The sequence below is a fragment of the Achromobacter sp. DH1f genome (assembly GCF_000633435.1).
GTDB classification, from domain to species: domain Bacteria; phylum Pseudomonadota; class Gammaproteobacteria; order Burkholderiales; family Burkholderiaceae_B; genus Achromobacter; species Achromobacter deleyi.
Genome location: NZ_AYMF01000021.1, coordinates 46810 through 62945, shown reverse-complemented (window position 1 = coordinate 62945; position 16136 = coordinate 46810). Strand labels below are relative to the sequence as shown.

The 16136-nt window shown below is 69.5% G+C and carries 16 protein-coding genes; 12 read left to right on the top strand and 4 right to left on the bottom strand.

Annotated features, from left to right (window positions below):
* The first annotated feature begins 3 nt into the window (after positions 1–3).
* The 4 genes from U858_RS0117995 (at position 4) to U858_RS0117980 (ending at position 3105) form a co-directional block, all read left to right on the top strand.
* Positions 4–681, top strand: coding sequence for a response regulator transcription factor (locus U858_RS0117995; RefSeq protein WP_025138542.1), 678 nt, complete (start codon positions 4–6; stop codon positions 679–681).
* Between the two features lie 92 nt (positions 682–773).
* Positions 774–1790, top strand: a complete 1017-nt coding sequence (locus U858_RS0117990) for a peptidase U32 family protein (protein WP_025138541.1) — start codon at positions 774–776, stop codon at positions 1788–1790.
* A complete protein-coding gene (locus tag U858_RS0117985; protein ID WP_025138540.1) occupies positions 1787–2677 on the top strand; it encodes a U32 family peptidase in 891 nt (296 codons plus the stop codon). The genes U858_RS0117990 and U858_RS0117985 overlap by 4 nt, the downstream gene beginning before the upstream one ends.
* Positions 2674–3105 (top strand): SCP2 domain-containing protein, encoded by a 432-nt coding sequence (locus tag U858_RS0117980; protein WP_025138539.1) that lies wholly within the window; start codon positions 2674–2676, stop codon positions 3103–3105. Before U858_RS0117985 ends, U858_RS0117980 begins: the two co-directional genes overlap by 4 nt.
* A 10-nt stretch (positions 3106–3115) precedes the next feature.
* Here the strand turns inward: U858_RS0117980 and U858_RS0117975 are convergent, their stop codons facing one another.
* Positions 3116–5314: an ABC transporter permease subunit gene (locus tag U858_RS0117975; protein ID WP_025138538.1), complete on the bottom strand. Its 2199-nt coding sequence runs from the start codon at positions 5312–5314 to the stop codon at positions 3116–3118.
* A 1-nt stretch (position 5315) separates the two neighbouring features.
* Positions 5316–6341 carry an amino acid ABC transporter substrate-binding protein gene (locus U858_RS0117970; RefSeq protein WP_029954023.1) on the bottom strand — a complete coding sequence of 342 codons (1026 nt, stop codon included), beginning with the start codon at positions 6339–6341 and terminating at the stop codon, positions 5316–5318.
* 169 nt (positions 6342–6510) lie between these two features.
* On the opposite strand from U858_RS0117970, the gene U858_RS0117965 reads away from it, so the two are divergent.
* From U858_RS0117965 to U858_RS0117955, 3 genes are read left to right on the top strand one after another with little or no spacing between them, the layout of a single operon-like run.
* Positions 6511–7650, top strand: a complete 1140-nt coding sequence (locus tag U858_RS0117965; protein ID WP_025138536.1) for an aminotransferase class V-fold PLP-dependent enzyme — start codon at positions 6511–6513, stop codon at positions 7648–7650.
* Between the two features lie 34 nt (positions 7651–7684).
* Positions 7685–8980, top strand: coding sequence for an O-acetylhomoserine aminocarboxypropyltransferase/cysteine synthase family protein (locus U858_RS0117960; protein ID WP_025138535.1), 1296 nt, complete (start codon positions 7685–7687; stop codon positions 8978–8980).
* 5 nt (positions 8981–8985) lie between these two features.
* Positions 8986–9804, top strand: a complete 819-nt coding sequence (locus tag U858_RS0117955; protein ID WP_232786558.1) for an alpha/beta fold hydrolase — start codon at positions 8986–8988, stop codon at positions 9802–9804.
* Here the strand turns inward: U858_RS0117955 and U858_RS0117950 are convergent.
* Complete coding sequence (locus U858_RS0117950) at positions 9801–10733, bottom strand: AraC family transcriptional regulator (protein ID WP_025138533.1); 933 nt, start codon at positions 10731–10733, stop codon at positions 9801–9803. The two genes, U858_RS0117955 and U858_RS0117950, sit on opposite strands and share 4 nt — an antisense overlap.
* Before the next feature lie 124 nt (positions 10734–10857).
* Here U858_RS0117950 and U858_RS0117945 point away from each other — a divergent pair, with 124 nt between their 5' ends.
* The 5 genes from U858_RS0117945 to U858_RS0117925 are packed head-to-tail and all read left to right on the top strand — an operon-like array spanning position 10858 to position 15355.
* Positions 10858–11415, top strand: coding sequence for a carboxymuconolactone decarboxylase family protein (locus tag U858_RS0117945; RefSeq protein WP_025138532.1), 558 nt, complete (start codon positions 10858–10860; stop codon positions 11413–11415).
* Positions 11412–12566 (top strand): acyl-CoA dehydrogenase family protein, encoded by a 1155-nt coding sequence (locus tag U858_RS0117940; protein ID WP_051593611.1) that lies wholly within the window; start codon positions 11412–11414, stop codon positions 12564–12566. The genes U858_RS0117945 and U858_RS0117940 overlap by 4 nt, the downstream gene beginning before the upstream one ends.
* On the top strand, positions 12563–13393 hold the full coding sequence (locus tag U858_RS0117935) for an ABC transporter ATP-binding protein (RefSeq protein ID WP_025138530.1): 831 nt from the start codon (positions 12563–12565) through the stop codon (positions 13391–13393). The genes U858_RS0117940 and U858_RS0117935 overlap by 4 nt, the downstream gene beginning before the upstream one ends.
* On the top strand, positions 13383–14573 hold the full coding sequence (locus U858_RS0117930) for an ABC transporter substrate-binding protein (RefSeq protein WP_025138529.1): 1191 nt from the start codon (positions 13383–13385) through the stop codon (positions 14571–14573). The genes U858_RS0117935 and U858_RS0117930 overlap by 11 nt, the downstream gene beginning before the upstream one ends.
* Positions 14570–15355: an ABC transporter permease gene (locus U858_RS0117925; RefSeq protein ID WP_025138528.1), complete on the top strand. Its 786-nt coding sequence runs from the start codon at positions 14570–14572 to the stop codon at positions 15353–15355. Before U858_RS0117930 ends, U858_RS0117925 begins: the two co-directional genes overlap by 4 nt.
* A 78-nt stretch (positions 15356–15433) precedes the next feature.
* Here U858_RS0117925 and U858_RS0117920 read toward each other — a convergent pair whose 3' ends face one another.
* Entirely contained in the window at positions 15434–16000 is a 567-nt protein-coding gene (locus U858_RS0117920) for a surface-adhesin E family protein (protein WP_025138527.1), read from the bottom strand.
* Between the last annotated feature and the right edge of the window lie 136 nt (positions 16001–16136).

Genomic DNA, 16136 nt, shown 5'->3' with positions numbered 1-16136 from the left:
ACCATGCCCATCCGTATCCTGCTCGTCGACGACCACACCCTGTTCCGCTCGGGCATGCGCCTGCTGTTGCAACGCCAGCCCGATTTCGAAATCGTGGCCGAAGCCGGCGACGGGGTCGAAGGCGTCAAGCGCGCCAAGGAACTCAAGCCCGATGTGGTGCTGCTGGACTTGAACATGCCCGGCCTGTCGGGCCTGGAAACGTTGCAGCTGCTGACGCAGGACGTGCCGACCAGCGCGGTCATCATCCTGACCGTGTCCGAAGAAGCCGACGAGCTGGGCCAGGCGCTGCGCGACGGCGCCCGCGGCTACCTGCTCAAGAACATCGATGCCGACGTGCTGACCTCGGCCATCCGCCGCGCGGCGGGCGGCGAACCCGTCATTGCCGAAAGCATGACGGCCAAGCTGGTCGAACAATTCCGCGGCCAGGCCAATCTGGCGGCCAATGGGTCCGGGCCGTCCGGGCAGGCCGAACGCCACCGCCTGACCGCGCGCGAACGCCAGATCGTGCAGTGCCTGGCGCGCGGCGCCAGCAACAAGGTCATCGCGCGCGAACTCGATGTCAGCGAAAGCACCGTCAAGATCCACGTGCAGAACGTGCTGAAAAAGCTCAACCTGACCAGCCGGGTGCAAGTGGCCGTGTACGCGGTCGAGCATGGCCTGCACGGCGACGACCCGGCCTGAACAGGCGCCGTTTGACGGTTGACCTGGCCCGTCGCCAGCGCGTTTGATCTTCGACAAGGCTTTGCCGGCGGCCGGCCCCTAGACTGGCCGGCATGCATACCCGAACCTCTCCGTTGGAACTCGTGGCGCCCGCCGGCAGCCTGGCCGCGCTGAAGGCGGCGATCGAGGCAGGCGCCGACACCGTCTATCTGGGCCTGAAGAACGCCACCAACGCCCGCAATTTCGCCGGGCTCAATTTCACCGAAAACGATATCCGCGACGGCGTTGCGCTGGCTCACGCCAAGGGCCGCCAGGTGCTGTTCGCCATCAACACCTTTGTGCAGCCCGGCCGTGGCCAGGAATGGCGCGAGGCGGTCGATGCCGCCTACGCGCTGGGCGCCGACGCGGTCATCATGTCCGACGCCGGCCTGCTGGGCTATGCCCGCGACCGCTATCCCGACCTGCGGCTGCACTTGTCGGTGCAAGGCTCGGCCACGCACGCCGACGCCATCGAGCTGATGAAAGAGCAGTTCGGCATCCGCCGCGTGGTGCTGCCACGCGTGCTGACCCTGGCCGAAATTGCACGCATCTGCGCCAACGTCAGCGTCGAGGTCGAGGTGTTCGGCTTCGGCAGCCTGTGCGTCATGGCCGAAGGACGCTGCCTACTGTCTTCATACGCCACCGGCGATTCGCCCAACAACAAGGGCGTCTGTTCGCCGGCCGGCGCGGTGCGCTGGGTCGAGCAGGACGGCCGCCTGGACGCGCGCCTGAACGGCATTCTGATCGACCGCTACGAACCCGGCGAGCCGGCCGCGTACCCCACGCTGTGCAAGGGCCGCTTCGAGGTCGACGGCCACGCCGACCACGCGCTGGAAGAACCCACCAGCCTGAACGCCATCGGCCTGTTGCCCAAGCTGGCCGAAATGGGCGTGTCGGCCGTGAAGATAGAAGGGCGCCAGCGCAGCCCGGCCTACGTCACGCAGGTGGTGTCCACGCTGCGCGCGGCGCTGGACAGCGCCCATGCCGATCCCAACCGCTATTCCCCGCGCCCCGACTGGAACGCCATGCTGGCGCGCCATGCCGAGGGCTCTCAAGTTACGCAAGGCGCATTCGAACGTCCATGGAAATGACACCCAAGGCTTTCCGCATTTCGGCGGGTCCGCTGCTGTATTACTGGCCGCGTGCGCGCACGCTGGAATGCTATGCGGCGCTGGCCGACAGCCCCGTCGACATCCTCTACGTGGGCGAAACCGTCTGTAGCCGGCGCCACGAGCTGCGCGCCGACGACTGGCTGGACCTGGCGCGCGACCTGCGCGCCGCCGGCAAGGACGTGGTGCTGTCGGCCCGCACGCTGATCGAAACCGGCGCCGAGGCTGCGGCGTTGCGGCGCCTGTGCGAGCAGGGCGACTTCATGGTGGAAGCCGGCGAGGTCGGCGCGCTGCGCCACCTGGGCGGGCGGCCGTTCGTGGCCGGTCCGCACATGAACGCGTACCACGGCGGCACGCTGGACTGGCTGGCCGCGCGGGGTGCGGCGCGCTTCGTGGCGCCGCTGGAAATGCATGTGAACGCGCTGGCCCGGCTGCTGGCCGAGCGGCCGGCGGGCTTGCAGGCCGAAGTGATGGTGTGGGGCCGCATGGCGCTGGCGTTTTCGGCCCGCTGCTTTACCGCGCGCCATTTCCGCCTGAAGAAGGACGACTGCGGCTTTCGCTGCATCGAGCATCCCGACGGCCTGGACATGCGCACCCGCGAATCGCGCGAATTCCTGGCGATCAACGGCATCCAGGTGCAATCGGCCGCGTGCCTGGATCTGCTGGACCAGGCGGCGTACCTGGCCGACCTGGGCGCGCAGGTGCTGCGCGTCAGCCCGCAATCGAGCGGCACGTTGGAGGCCATCGCCGCGTTGGACGCCGCGCGCCAGGGCCGGGCGCAGGACGAGGTGGCGCCGCCTGCCGGCATCGGCCGCTGCAACGGCTATTTCCATGGCCAATCGGGCATCGCCTGGCAGGAGCGCGCATGAGCCACTCTGCCTTCACCTTGCCGTCCGTGGTGGCGCGCCTGGGGCGGCGCGTGCCGGCGCCGCTGGCTTCGCTGCATTTCGCGACCGGGCTGGAACTGGCGCGGCGCCTGAAATGGCTCGCGCCACCGCCGGAGCTGGACGGCCGCAGCTTTGCCATCACCGTCGAAGACCTGGGCTTGCGCAGCGGCTTCGCGGTGCGCGGCGGCGCCTTCCGCCCGCGCTGGGACGGCTCGCCCTGCGAGCTGGAACTGGGTGCGCGGCTGGCCGACCTGCTGGCGCTGATGCGCGCCGAGACCGATGCCGACACGCTGTTCTTCCAGCGCCGGCTGCGCATTTCGGGTGACACCGAACTGGGGCTGATCGTGAAGAACTGGCTGGACGCCGCGCCGCGCCCCGCCTGGCTGCAACGGCTGGCGGCCGCACGCTAGCCAGGCCCGGTCAGCCCCGCCGGCCTTCCATGGCCCGCGCCACGCGCGACAGCGCCAGGCTGGCCGCGAAATACAGCAGTGCCACGGCCAGGTAGACCTCGACGTGATAGGGCCGCCAGCCGGTGCCCGCGACCACCGACTTGGCCGCGCCCAGCACATCGAACACGCCGATGATGCTGACCAGCGACGTGTCCTTCACCGCGCCGACGAACACGCCCAGCGCGGCGGGCGCGGCGATGCGGCGCGCCTGCGGCCAGATCACCGTCCAATACGCCACGGCCGGGCGCATGCCCAGCGCGCGCGCTGCCATCATCTGGCCCGCGGGAATGGCCTGCAAGGCGCCGCGCAGCACCTCGGCCAGCAGGCAGGCGGTGTGCAGCGTCAGCGCGGCCAGCGCCATGCTGAATTTGGATACGCCGCCGCCCAAAAGCAGCGGCAGCACGAACGAGGCAAACAGCAATTGCGTGACCAACGGCACGCCGCGCACGGCCTCGATCAAGGCAGCCGCGGCCAGCGACCCGCCACGGCTGCCCGAACGGCGCAGCAGCGCCAGTCCGAACGCCAGTGGCACCGCCGCTACCAGTGCCGAGATCGCCAAAATCAGCGTCACCAGCAGGCCGCCCCAGCGCAACGGGCCGATGGCCGTGCCCCAGGGCATTCCGGCCAACGCGCCGAGTGTCACGGCCAGCGCCAGCGCAATCAGCGCCAGGCGCACGCGCGCCGGCAGGCGGCCAGCGCCCAGCGCTACCGCCACGCCGGCCAGCAGCGCGGCGCAAGCCACCAGGGCCTGGGGCCGGTCCTCTGGCGCCATGGCGCCGAACAGCAGTAGCGGCACGTTGTCGGTCACCGCGGCCCAGCAGGCGCCGGCGGCCGCGGCGCACTCGGCCGGCGCGCCGTGCCACACCGCGCGCAGCACGGCCCAATCCAGTACAGCCCAGGCAGCGGCGGCCAGCAGCACGGCCACCACGGCCGATCCCAACCAACGGCGCCAGGGGGTTGCACGGCGAGCATCCCCGCCCAGGAGCGGCAGGCCCGGCCGGTCGCCCAGGCGGGCGCCGTGGCTGTCGCCGGGGCCGTGGCGCGCATGGCGCGCGTTCCAGGCGGACAGGGCGCCGCCCAGCGCCAGCGCCAGGCCCAGGTACACGGCGACCGCCAGGGCAATGCCTTCCAGCGCCAGCCCGGTCTGCGTGATGGCGGTGTTGATCACGGCCATCAGTTCCTGGTAGCCGATGGCAATCGCCAGCGTGCTGTTCTTGACCAGCGCCAGGCACTGGTTGGCGTACGGCGGCAGGGCGACGCGCGCGGCGTAGGGCGCGATGACCCGGCGCAAGACACTGGCCGGGGTCAACGCCATGGCCTGGCCGGCCTCCACCAGGCCGACCGGCACCGCCCGCACCGAGGCGCGTACGATGTCGGCGATGTAGGCGGCGTGGAACACGGTGAGGCCGATGGCCAGCGCGGCGAATTCGATGCTGGGCTGCCAGCCCCCTTGCAGGCCCAGGCCGCGCCGGACGGGCAGATCGATCTGCACCGGCGGCAGCAGCGTCCAGGCCAGCAGCGCCAACGCCAGCGGCAGCAGCCACGTGGCGCCTTGGGGGAGCCGGCTTGAGCGGGATCCGATCCCGCGGCTCCAACGTCGATGCGCCAGCCAGCCGACCAGCAACGCGCCCACCGACGCCAGCGCATACGGCAGCCAGCCGTGCAGGGCGGGCAGCGCCAGCCCGCGGTTGGACAGCAGCACCGATGGCAGCGGCTGCCAGGCCTGGCGCGCATCCGGCAGGCGCAGCAGAAGGCCATACCAGACGAACAGTTGCAGCAGCACCGGCGTGTTGCGCAGCGGCGCGATGATGGCCGCGGCGGTGCGCGCGGCCAGCGGCTGCGACGACAGGCGCAGCAGCCCCAGCCCGATGCCCAATAGCGTCGCCACGGGGATGGCCACCAACGCCACCGTCAGCGTATTGACCAGCCCCGCGGCAATCGACATCCAGTACGGATCTTCGGGCGTGACCGGCAGCAGGCTTTCCGAAATGCGAAAGCCCGCCGGCTGGAACAGGAAGCCGAAGCCGCCGCGGATGCCGCGCGCCGCCTGCACGGATTCGATGTGCAGGATCAGCACGGCGGCCATGCCCCCCAGCGCCAGGGTCCAGGCCAGGGCGGGCAGCCAGCGCCGCAGGGCGGGGCTCCCGGGCAGGGCAAGGGTGGCGATCATGTCATTGGAACGGCGGCGAATACAGCAGCCCGCCCTTGTTCCACTGCGCGTTCAGGCCGCGCTCCAGCTTGAGCGGCGTGGCCGCGCCCAGGTTGCGGTCCCACACTTCGCCGTAGTTGCCCACCGCCTTGATGACGTTGCGGGCCCAGCCTTCGTCCAGGCCGAAGCTCTTGCCGATGCCCGGGTCCAGGCCCAGCAGGCGGCGTACCTGGGCATCGGTGCTCTGCGCCTGGCTGTCGACGTTTTTGGACGTGATGCCCAGTTCCTCGGCGGCCACCAGCGCGTTCACCGTCCAGCGCACGATCGCGGTCCAGTTCGGATCGTCCTGGCGTACGAAAGGCCCCAGCGGCGACTTGTTGATGCGTTCGGGCAGGATGACGAAGTCGTCCGGATTGGCGGCGCGCGCGGCGCGGCTGGCGGCCAGCGTGGACGCATCCGACAGGTAGACGTCGCAGCGGCCGGCGTAGAAGGCCTGTTCCAGCTCCACCAGGTTCTCGATCACCACGGGGCGATAGGTGAGCTTGTTCTTCTTGAAGTAGTCGACCAGGTTCTGTTCGTTGACAGTGCCCGGCTGCACGCAGACCTGCGCGCCATCCAGCTCGGTGGCGCTTTTCACGCCCAGCTTGCGCGGCACCAGGAAGCCCTGGCCGTCGTAGAACACGATGCCGGCGGACACGATGCCCAGGCCCGCGTCGCGGCCCGAGGTGATGGTGGTGTTGCGGTTCAGCACGTCGATCTCGCCGCCTTGCAGCGCGGGAAAGCGCTGCTGCGAACTGAGCGGTACGAAGCGGGTCTTCTCGGCATCGCCCAGCACGGCGGCGGCCAGCGCGCGGCAAAGATCGGCATCCAGGCCCGTCCAGCGGCCCTGCTTGTCGGCAATGGACAGGCCCGCCGAGCCCTGGCTCACGCCGCACACCAGTTCGCCGCGTTTCTTGATGGCGTCGACCGTGACGCCTGCCGTGGATGCGCTGGCATAAGCCAGCGCCGCCGCCACGCCGGCGGTCTTGAGAAGAGAGATCAACCGCATGCCGTTCCCGTATTCGTTGTATGCAAGAAAGGCATGAATTCTAGGGTGGCGCACCCGTGCGGCGAGCGACTATATGGTCATATGGTTATGAGAACTTAGCCTTATCCAGATTCGCGTCATATACCTAGAATCCGTCCATACCAAGTTGCATAGACGAAGAAGGTCGCGCATGAGCTGGCAGGACGAATTCAGGCAGTTGTTTCCCATTACACGCGACAAGGCCTACGCCAACATCGCCTACACCAGCCCCTTGGCGCCCAAGGTGGCCGCTGCGGTGGCGGACTTCTTTGACGGCATCACGCATGCCCGCAGCGACAAGCCGCAATGGCTGCGCGACGCGGCAGCCTTGCGCCCGCGCCTGGCGCGCCTGATCGGCGGCGATGCGCGCCGCGTGGCCTTTACCAAGAACACCACCGAAGGCCTGAACACCGTGGCGCAAGGCCTGGCCTGGCAAGAGGGCGACAACCTCATCGTCGACGACCAGGAACATCCCACCAACGCCTTGCCGTGGCTCAATCTGCGCCGCCGCGGCGTGCAGGTGCGCGTGCCGCCGTCGCGCGCCGGCCGCTATACGGTTGACGACCTGTGGCAGCACGTCGATGCCCGCACACGGCTCATCGCAGTATCGTGGGTGCAGTACGGCACGGGCCTGCGCACCGACATCGCCGAGCTCGGCCGACGCTGCGCCGAACGCGACATCTGGCTGGTGGTCGATGGCGTGCAGGGCGCGGGCCTGTTGCGCGCCGAGGTCGATGCCTGGGGCGTGGATGCCTTTGCCAGCGGTGCGCACAAAGGCCTGCTGGGCCCCTTGGGCGTGGGCTTTCTGCACGTATCGCCGCGCCTGCTGGATGCGCTGGACCCGTTGTATATCGGTCCGTCCGAAGTGACCACGCTGGGCAAGGACGGCCTGCAATGGCAAGTGGCCGTGTCGGACGCGGGCGATGCCCGCCGCCTGGAATCGGGCAACCTGAACTATCCCGGTATCGCCGGCCTGGCCGGCGCGCTGGATCTCATTGAATGGGCGCAGCCTGAACGCATCGAACCGTGGGTGATGGAACTGTCCACGGCATTGAGCGATGGTTTACGCGCACTGGGGCTGCAGGTAGTATCCCCAGCCGACGACGCCTTGCGCAGCACCACCACGGCCGTACGCGTGGCCGATCCGGCCGCCGCGCTGGCGCACCTGGCCCGCGAGGGTGTGGTGGCCAGCATTGTCGAGTATGGTTACCTGCGCCTGTCCGTCGGCGCCTACAACAATCACGGGGACATCGAACGCATCCTGCGCGCCGCGCGCGGGTTCGCCGCCTGATCCCCCCATCATTACGCATCTCAAGGAGAGACACATGACTGAAGCGAAAAAGCCCGACTGGCGGCTGGAAACCATTGCCGTGCATGGCGGCTACCGACCCGACCCGACCACGCGCGCCGTGGCCGTGCCGATCTACCAGACCGTGGCCTACGCCTTCGACGACACGCAACACGGCGCGGACCTGTTCGACCTGAAGGTCGCGGGCAACATCTACACCCGCATCATGAACCCGACGACCGACGTGCTGGAGCAGCGCGTGGCGGCCCTGGAAGGCGGCATCGCCGCGCTGGCGCTGGCCTCGGGCCAGGCCGCGGTCACCTACGCCATCCTGACCATCGCCGAAGCTGGCGACAACATCGTCTCGTCCAGCACGCTGTACGGCGGCACCTACAACCTGTTCGCGCACACGCTGCCGCAGTACGGCATCACCACGCGCTTTGCCAACCCCAGCGACCTGGCCGCCTTCGAAGCGCAGATCGATGACCGCACCAAGGCCATCTTCGCCGAGTCCGTCGGCAACCCGCTGGGCAACATCACCGACATCGCCGCGCTGGCCGAACTGGCCCACCGCCATGGCCTGCCGCTGATCGTCGACAACACCGTGCCGTCGCCGTACCTGCTGCGCCCCATCGAGCACGGCGCCGACATCGTGGTGCAGTCGCTGACCAAATACCTGGGCGGCCACGGCACCAGCCTGGGCGGCGCCATCATCGACTCGGGCAAGTTCCCCTGGGCCGAGCACAAGACCCGCTTCAAGCGCCTGAACGAACCCGACGTCAGCTACCACGGCGTGGTCTACACCGAAGCCTTCGGCCCGGCCGCCTACATCGGCCGCGCCCGCGTGGTGCCGCTGCGCAATACCGGTGCGGCGATCTCGCCGTTCAACTCGTTCCAGATCCTGCAAGGCATCGAAACGCTGGCGCTGCGCGTGGACCGCATCGTGGAAAACGCCGTCAAGGTGGCGCGCTACCTGCGCGAACACGCCAAGGTCGAATGGGTCAACTACGCCGGCCTGCCGGACCACCCCGACCACGCGCTGGTGCAGAAGTACCTGGGCGGCAAGGCGCCGGGCCTGTTCACGTTCGGTGTGAAGGGCGGCCGCGAAGCCGGCGCGCGCTTCCAGGACGCGCTGCAGCTGTTCACGCGCCTGGTGAACATCGGCGACGCCAAGTCGCTGGCGACCCACCCGGCGTCCACTACCCACCGCCAGTTGAACCCCGAAGAGCTGCAAAAGGCCGGCGTGCGCGAAGAAACCGTGCGCCTGTCCATCGGCATCGAGCACATCGACGACCTGCTGGCCGATCTGGACCAGGCCCTGGCCAAGGTGTGAACGGCATGACGATGATTCACCGCAGAAACCTGTTGAAGCTGGCCGCGGGGCTGCCCGCGCTGGCCGCAGCCCCGGCCATCGCGGCCCAGCCGCAAGCCGCGCACGCCAAGACCTACGTGCTGGCGCACGGCTCGTGGCATGGCGGCTGGTGCTGGCGGCCGGTGGCCGACCGGCTGCAGGCCGCCGGCCACCGCGTCTACGCGCCCAGCTTCACCGGCATGGGCGACCGCGCGCACCTGCTGAACCCGGCCATCACCATCGACACCTTCGTCGAAGACCTGGTGCAGGTGATCCAGTCCGAAGAACTGAACGACGTCATCCTGGTGGGTCACAGCTTCGGCGGCATTCCGATCTCGGGTGTCGCAGATCGCATTCCCGATCGGCTGGCCCACCTGGTGTACTTCGACTCGATCGTGCTGCAAAGCGGCCAGAACGCGTTTTCGGTGTACCCCAAGGGGGATGCCGATGCCCGCATCGCGGCGGCGTCCAAGGCCACCAACGGCCTGGCCGTGCCGATTCCCGATCCGCTGCCCGCGGCCTGGGGATTCAAGCCGGGCAGCGCCGACGAAGCCTGGGTCAAGCGGCGCCTGACCGCGCATCCGCTGGCCAGCTACACCACGCCGCTGACGCTCAAGCATCCCATCGGCAACGGCCGCCCGCGCACCTACATCCACTGCACCCAGCCTGAACTGCCGGTGCTGGAAGAATCGCGCAAGCTGGTGAAGTCGCAGCCGGGCTGGAACTGGGTCGACATCGCGGCGCCCCACGAGGCCCACATCACGCACCCGGCGCTGTTGGCCGATCTGCTGCTGGGGCTGTCTTAAGCCCCGGGTTTAAGGCCTTTCCTCCAGGCCGAGGGCGCCACGCCCTCGGTGCGCAGGAACACCCGGCTGAACGCCGCCTGCGAGCGGTACCCCACGCGTTCGGCGGCATCCTGGATGCCCACGCCTTGCGACAGCAAGCGCCGCGCCACGCGCATGCGCAGCAATTGCAGCAATTGCGCGGGCGTGGTGCCGCTGTGCAGCGTGAAGCGGCGGTGAAACGTCGCTTTGGACATATGCACGTGGCGCGCCATGTCGTCCAGGTTCCAGTCGTCTTCGGGCCGCGCCAGGATGGCCTGGAGCAAGCCCGCCATGGCCGGGTCGCGCGCCAGCACGAACAGGCCGTAGGCCTGGCGGTCGTGGATGGCCAGATGCCGCAGCATGAAGAAGATCAGCATGTCCGTCAGGCGTTCCAGCACCACGGCCGACGCGCCGCCTTCGCGCGCGGTTTCTCCCAGGATCAGGTCGAACACGCCGCGCGCACCGGCATAGCGCACATCGCCCGCGCGCAGCAACAGGACATCAGGCAAGGTGTCGGCCAGCAGGTCGGCCAGGCCGGGGCGAAACTGGAAAAAACCGCAGGCCAGGCCGGTGCCATCGGGCTGGGCCGGGGCCAGCGGCTGCATGGCGCGGCAGGCGGGTGCGCCGGGTTCGGGCGGGTCCAGCGGGGTCAGCGCGTGCGGCACGTCGCGCAGGAAGAACACGCCATCGCCCGCCGACAGCGTCAGCGGCGCCTGCTCGCCGCCCAGGTCGACGCGGCAGTGTCCGTGCAGGATCAGGTGAAAGCTGGCGCGCGCCCGGCCGCTGGTGCTGGCCGTCCAATTGCCGCAATACTGGCCCAGGTGATACAAGCTGGATTGCACTTCCAGGCTGGACAGCAGCAGGGCGTCGACGGCGGCTTGGTCGGTGTTCGGGGGGGCAGTAGATGGCATGGTTATATGGGCATTGCTGAAAGTCGATAAGATCGAGCATCAGCTTGCGATCCCCGTGCATTGTCGCGCTTCGCGGCGCGGCCGCACAATCGTGTTTTCATCGAACGTCTTCCAGGAGACTCTCATGGCCCGTTTGACCGTCCACACCGCGCAAAGTGCGCCCGAACCCACCCGCGCCGCCCTGGCCGCGGCCGAGCAGGGCGCCGGCTACCTGTCCAACCTGCTGGGGGTGCTGGCCAACGCACCCGTCGCGCTCGAAGCCTACCAGACCCTGTCGCAGATCAACGCCCGCGCCGGGCTGACGCTGCAGGAACGCGAAGTGGTGCAACTGGTGGCCGGCACGCGCCACGGCTGCACCTTCTGCGTGGCCGGCCACACGGCGCTGGCCCGCAACAAGGCCAAGCTGTCGCCCGAAGTGGTGGACGCGCTGCGCGCCCAGGGCGTCTTGCCCGACGCCCGCCTGCAAGCGCTGGCCGCCTTCACCGAAGCCGTCATCCAGACCCGTGGCCGCGTCAGCGACGACGCCCTGCAAGCGCTGCGCGACGCCGGCTACACCGACGGCAACGCCCTGGAAGTCATCGTCGGCGTGGGCCTGGCTACGATCTGCAATTTCGGCAACAACCTGGCGCAGACGCCGCTGAACGAGCAACTGAGCGCCTACGCCTGGAGCGGCGACCGATGACGGCGCGCCAGCCCGATCGGCTGACGCCGGAACTCGCCGCCTGGCTGGACCAGCACGCCGGCGCGCTGGACGACGGCACCCAGGACCCGGCCAGCGTGCTGCCGCGCCTGGCCGCCGCCGGCCTGTTCCGCCAAGGCGTCCCCGAGGCCCTGGGCGGCCTGCCGGGCACCGACATCGGCGATGCCATCGAAGCCGTGTCCCAGGTGGCCGAGCATTCCGTGGCCAGCGCCTTTGTCGCGTGGGGCCAGCGGGTCTTCATCGAATACTTGCTGCGCAGCCCCAACACGGTGCTGGCGCAGACGTGGCTGGCGCCGCTGCTGGCGGGCGAGCAGGCCGGCGCCACCGCGCTGTCGAACGCCATGAAATTCCTGAGCGGCATCGAATCGCTGCAGATCAGCGCCCGCCAGGACGGCGGGCAATGGCTGCTGGACGGCCGCATGCCCTGGGTCACCAACCTGCGCAAGCAGGGTTTCCTGGTGGCCGCTGCAGTCTCGGCGCCCGATGGCACGCCTGCCGTCGTGGCCTTGCCGCACGATATCGACGGCCTGGCGCGCAGCGCCGACCTCGACCTGCTGGCGCTGCAATCGAGCAACACCGCGGCGCTGGACGTACGCGGTGTGCGCATCGGCCCCGAATGGCTGATCCATCCGGACGCGCGGCAATACCTGCCGCAGGCGCGGCCGGCCTTTGCCGGGCTGCAATGCGGCCTGTCCATCGGCCTGGCCCGGCGCGCGCTGCGCGCGGCGCAGGAAGCGGGGCAGGGCCAGGCCTCGCGCGGCATCCTGGGCGAGCCGCTGCAAGCGCTGGCCGCCCAACTCGACGACCTGACCGCACGCCTCATCGACGGCGTGCGCAGCGAACGTTTCGTGGCCGAGCCGTGGCGCCTGTTCGAATTGCGCATCGGCCTGGCCGACATTGCCAGCCAGGCGGTGCAGCTCGAACTGCAGGCCAGCGGCGGGGCGGCCTACCTGAAACCCGCGGGCGACGGTTTTGCGCGGCGCTGGCGCGAGGCCGCGTTCCTGCCCATCGTCACGCCCAGCCTGGTGCAATTGAAGACCGAACTGGCCAAGCGCCAGGCGCGTCTGGCGGCCGAGGCCGACGCATCGGCGGGCGCGGCATCGCGCAGCGCCACGTCCGAGGCCGCTCGATGACGACGCCGCCGCGTCCCGTGCTGCAAGCCAGCGGGCTGTCGCTGCGCTATGCCGGCGCGCCCGCCGACGTGTTCCAGGGCGTGGACCTGGCGCTGGACCGCGGCGAAGTGGTGGCGGTGCTGGGCGCCAGCGGCGCGGGCAAATCCAGTCTGCTGCGCGTGCTGGCGGGCCTGCAAGCGGCCAGCACGGGGTCCCTGCTGATGGAAGGCGCGCCGCTGACCGGCGTGCATCCCCGCGTGGCCGTGGCCTTCCAGGACCCCAGCCTGTTGCCCTGGCTGTCGCTGGAACGCAATGTGGCCTTCGGCCTGGACTTCAAGCATCAGCCCGCCCTGAGCGCCGCCGAACGCCGCCTGCGGGTCGACCAGGCCATCGACGAAGTCGGCCTGGCGCATGCCCGCCAGTTGCGCCCGGCGCAGTTGTCCGGCGGCATGGCCCAGCGCGCGGCGCTGGCCCGCTGCCTGGCGCGCCAGCCGTCGGTGCTGCTGATGGACGAACCCTTCGGCGCGCTGGACGAAGTCACCCGCGGCGAAATGCAGGCGCTGCTGCGCAAGGTGGTGGCCGACTTCCATACCGCGGTGGTGCTGATCACCCACGATATCGACGAAGCGCTGCTGCTGGCCGACCGCATCGTGCTGCTGGGCGGCGCGCCCGGCCGCATCCTGGGCACGTGGCCGGTGGACCTGCCGCAGCCGCGCGCCGATCTATTGTCGGAAATGGGCGCATTGCGCCTGGAAATCCTGACCCGCCTGCGCGCCGCGCTGCGGGATGTACGCGGCCTGGGGCCGATCAACACTGAAAGCGCCAAGGAGACTATCGATGTGCCTTGAACACATGTCGCGTCGCGACTGGTTGAAACTCTCGGCCCTGCTGACCGTGGGCGGCGCCGCGCCGCTGCTGTCGGCCTTCAATGCGCGGGCGCAAAGCGAGCCCGACGCGCCCGTGCGCATCGGCTATCTGCCCATCACCGACGCGGCCCCGCTGCTGGTGGCGCACAACAATGGTCTTTTCGACAAGGCGGGCGTCAAGGCCGAAAAGCCCACGCTGCTGCGCAGCTGGGCGCAGGTGATCGAAGCCTTCATTTCCGGCCAGGTGAACGTGGTGCACCTCTTGTCGCCCATGACGGTCTGGGCGCGTTTTGGCAGCCAGGTACCGGCCAAGGTGGTGGCCTGGAACCACGTGGGCGGCTCTGGCCTGACGGTGGCCCCGGCCATCAACAGCGTCAAGGAACTGGGCGGCAAGACGGTCGCGATTCCGTTCTGGTATTCCATCCACAACGTCATGCTGCAGTATCTGCTGCGGGAAAACGGCTTGACGCCCGTGTCGCGCAAGGACGCCGCCGTGGCGGCCAACGAGGTCAATCTGGTGGTCATGGCGCCGTCCGACATGCCGCCCGCGCTGGCGCAGAACCGCATCGCCGGCTACATCGTGGCCGAACCCTTCAATGCCGTGGCCGAGACGCTGGGCGTGGGCAAGGTGCTGCGCTTTACGGGCGACATCTGGCGCAACCATGCCTGCTGCGTCGTCTTCATGCACGAGCGCGACCTGCAACAGCGCCCCGAGTGGTCGCAGAAAGTGGTGGACGCCATCGTCCAGGCCCAGCTCTGGATTCGCGACAACCGCGAAGAGACCGCCAGGCTGCTGTCCAAGGAAGGCATCAACCGCTACACGCCGCACGCCTTGCCGGCGCTGAGCAAGGTGCTGGCGCCGCCGCCGTCGGACCGCGAGCAGTACCTGGCCAGCGGCGCCATCCGTCATGCCGACTGGGACGAGCGCCGCATCGACTTCCAGCCGTACCCGTTCCCCAGCTACACCGAAGAACTGGTGCGCCGCCTGCGCGACACGCTGATCGAGGCCGACCGCGGTTTCCTGGCCAGCCTGGACCCGGCCCGCGCCGCCGCCGAGCTGGTCGACGATCGCTTCGTCAAGCGCGCCATCGAATCCGCGGGCGGCTTGCAGCGTTTCGGCTTCCCGGATTCGTACCGCCGGACCGAGACGGTGCAGGCGTGACGGCGGCTTCCGGGGCAACCCTGCCGCGCCGGCAAGGCCTGGCCGCGCGCTGCGGCCTGGGCCTGGCCGGCCTGGCGGCGCTGCTGGCGCTGTGGTGGCTGGGCACCGACGTGCTGGCGCCGGCCGGCGGCATGGCGCGCCGTTTCGCGCCCGGGCCGACCTTCGTCAGCCTGGGCGAACTGCTGACCGGGTCCGATCTGCCCATGCACGTGTGGGTCAGCCTGCGCCGCATCGCGGTCGGCCTGGGGCTGGCGTTGGCCATCGGCGTGCCGCTGGGCCTGGCCATCGGCAGCTACCGGCGGCTGGAGGCGGCCGTGTCGCCCGCCATGCAGTTCCTGCGCATGATCTCGCCGCTGTCGTGGATGCCGATTGCCGTCATGGTGTTCGGCGTGGGCGACGACCCGGTCTATTTCCTGCTGACCTTCGCCGCGGTCTGGCCCATCGTGCTCAACACCGCGGCCGGCGTGCAGCAGCTGGACGCACGCTGGCTGCAACTGGCGCAAAGCGTTGCCGCGACGCGTTGGGAAACGTTGTGGCATGTGATCCTGCCCGGCGTGCTGGGCCACATCCTGACCGGCGTGCGGCTGGCCATCGGCATCCTGTGGATCGTGCTGGTGCCCTGCGAAATGCTGGGCGTATCGGCCGGCATGGGTTACTTCATCCTGGACACGCGCGACCGCCTGGCCTATTCGGAACTGATGGCCATGGTGCTGCTGATCGGCGTGCTGGGCTTCTTGCTGGATGCGGCCGCGCGCGGGCTGTATCGGTACTGGCGAGGGTAGGGCGCCGCGCCGCGCGGGTCTGCGGGTGCATTGCCGCCCGCCATCGCGATGCACGGGCGCCCGAAGCGCCCGTTTCTTCTATTTGCGGGCGCTCTTGCCGCCCGCCGGGCAGACCACTCCGCGCAGCTTGCGCTGCACCGGGTCGCGCGCCACCGGCGCATTGACGATGCCGGCAATGGGGATCGATTCCACCAGCCCGCCATTGGCGTTGGGGCCGGCATAGTGCTGGGTCTCGGTGACCGTGTAGGTGTTGTTGCTGCAGTTCAGCGTGACGGGCTGCGTCACCGATCCGTAGGGCTGGCCGTTGGCCTCCGAGACCCGCGGCTGGGCATAGAACCAGGCCACCGTCACCCGCATCACAAGCGGCCGCTCGGACAGCGCCGCGATCGATTCGCTGTCGTAGAACACGCCCGGCATGGCCTGCGAATCCACGGGCTGCCAAGCCGGCGGGGTGCCGAACACGATGCCTTCGACGCCGGGCGTGCGCGGCACGATGTTCACCGCGCAGGCATTGTCCGGAATCGGATCGCCCTCGCGCACCGTCACCGCCTTGCAGACGTCAGCCGGCTCGGCCGTCGCCTGGGCCCAGGCCGGCCCCGCCAGCAATGCCAGGACCAGGGTGAGATGCGCATGCCGTGCTGTCATGGGGCGTTCCGTGTGAGACATCGATATCGTTAGCATCCAAGTATAGAGTGGCGCGCCCGCCCGGCCGCCCGGCCGCCCGAAGGCCGGGCAGCCCATCATCCCTGTATAGTCTCGTTCCGTTGCAGGCGTGTGTTCA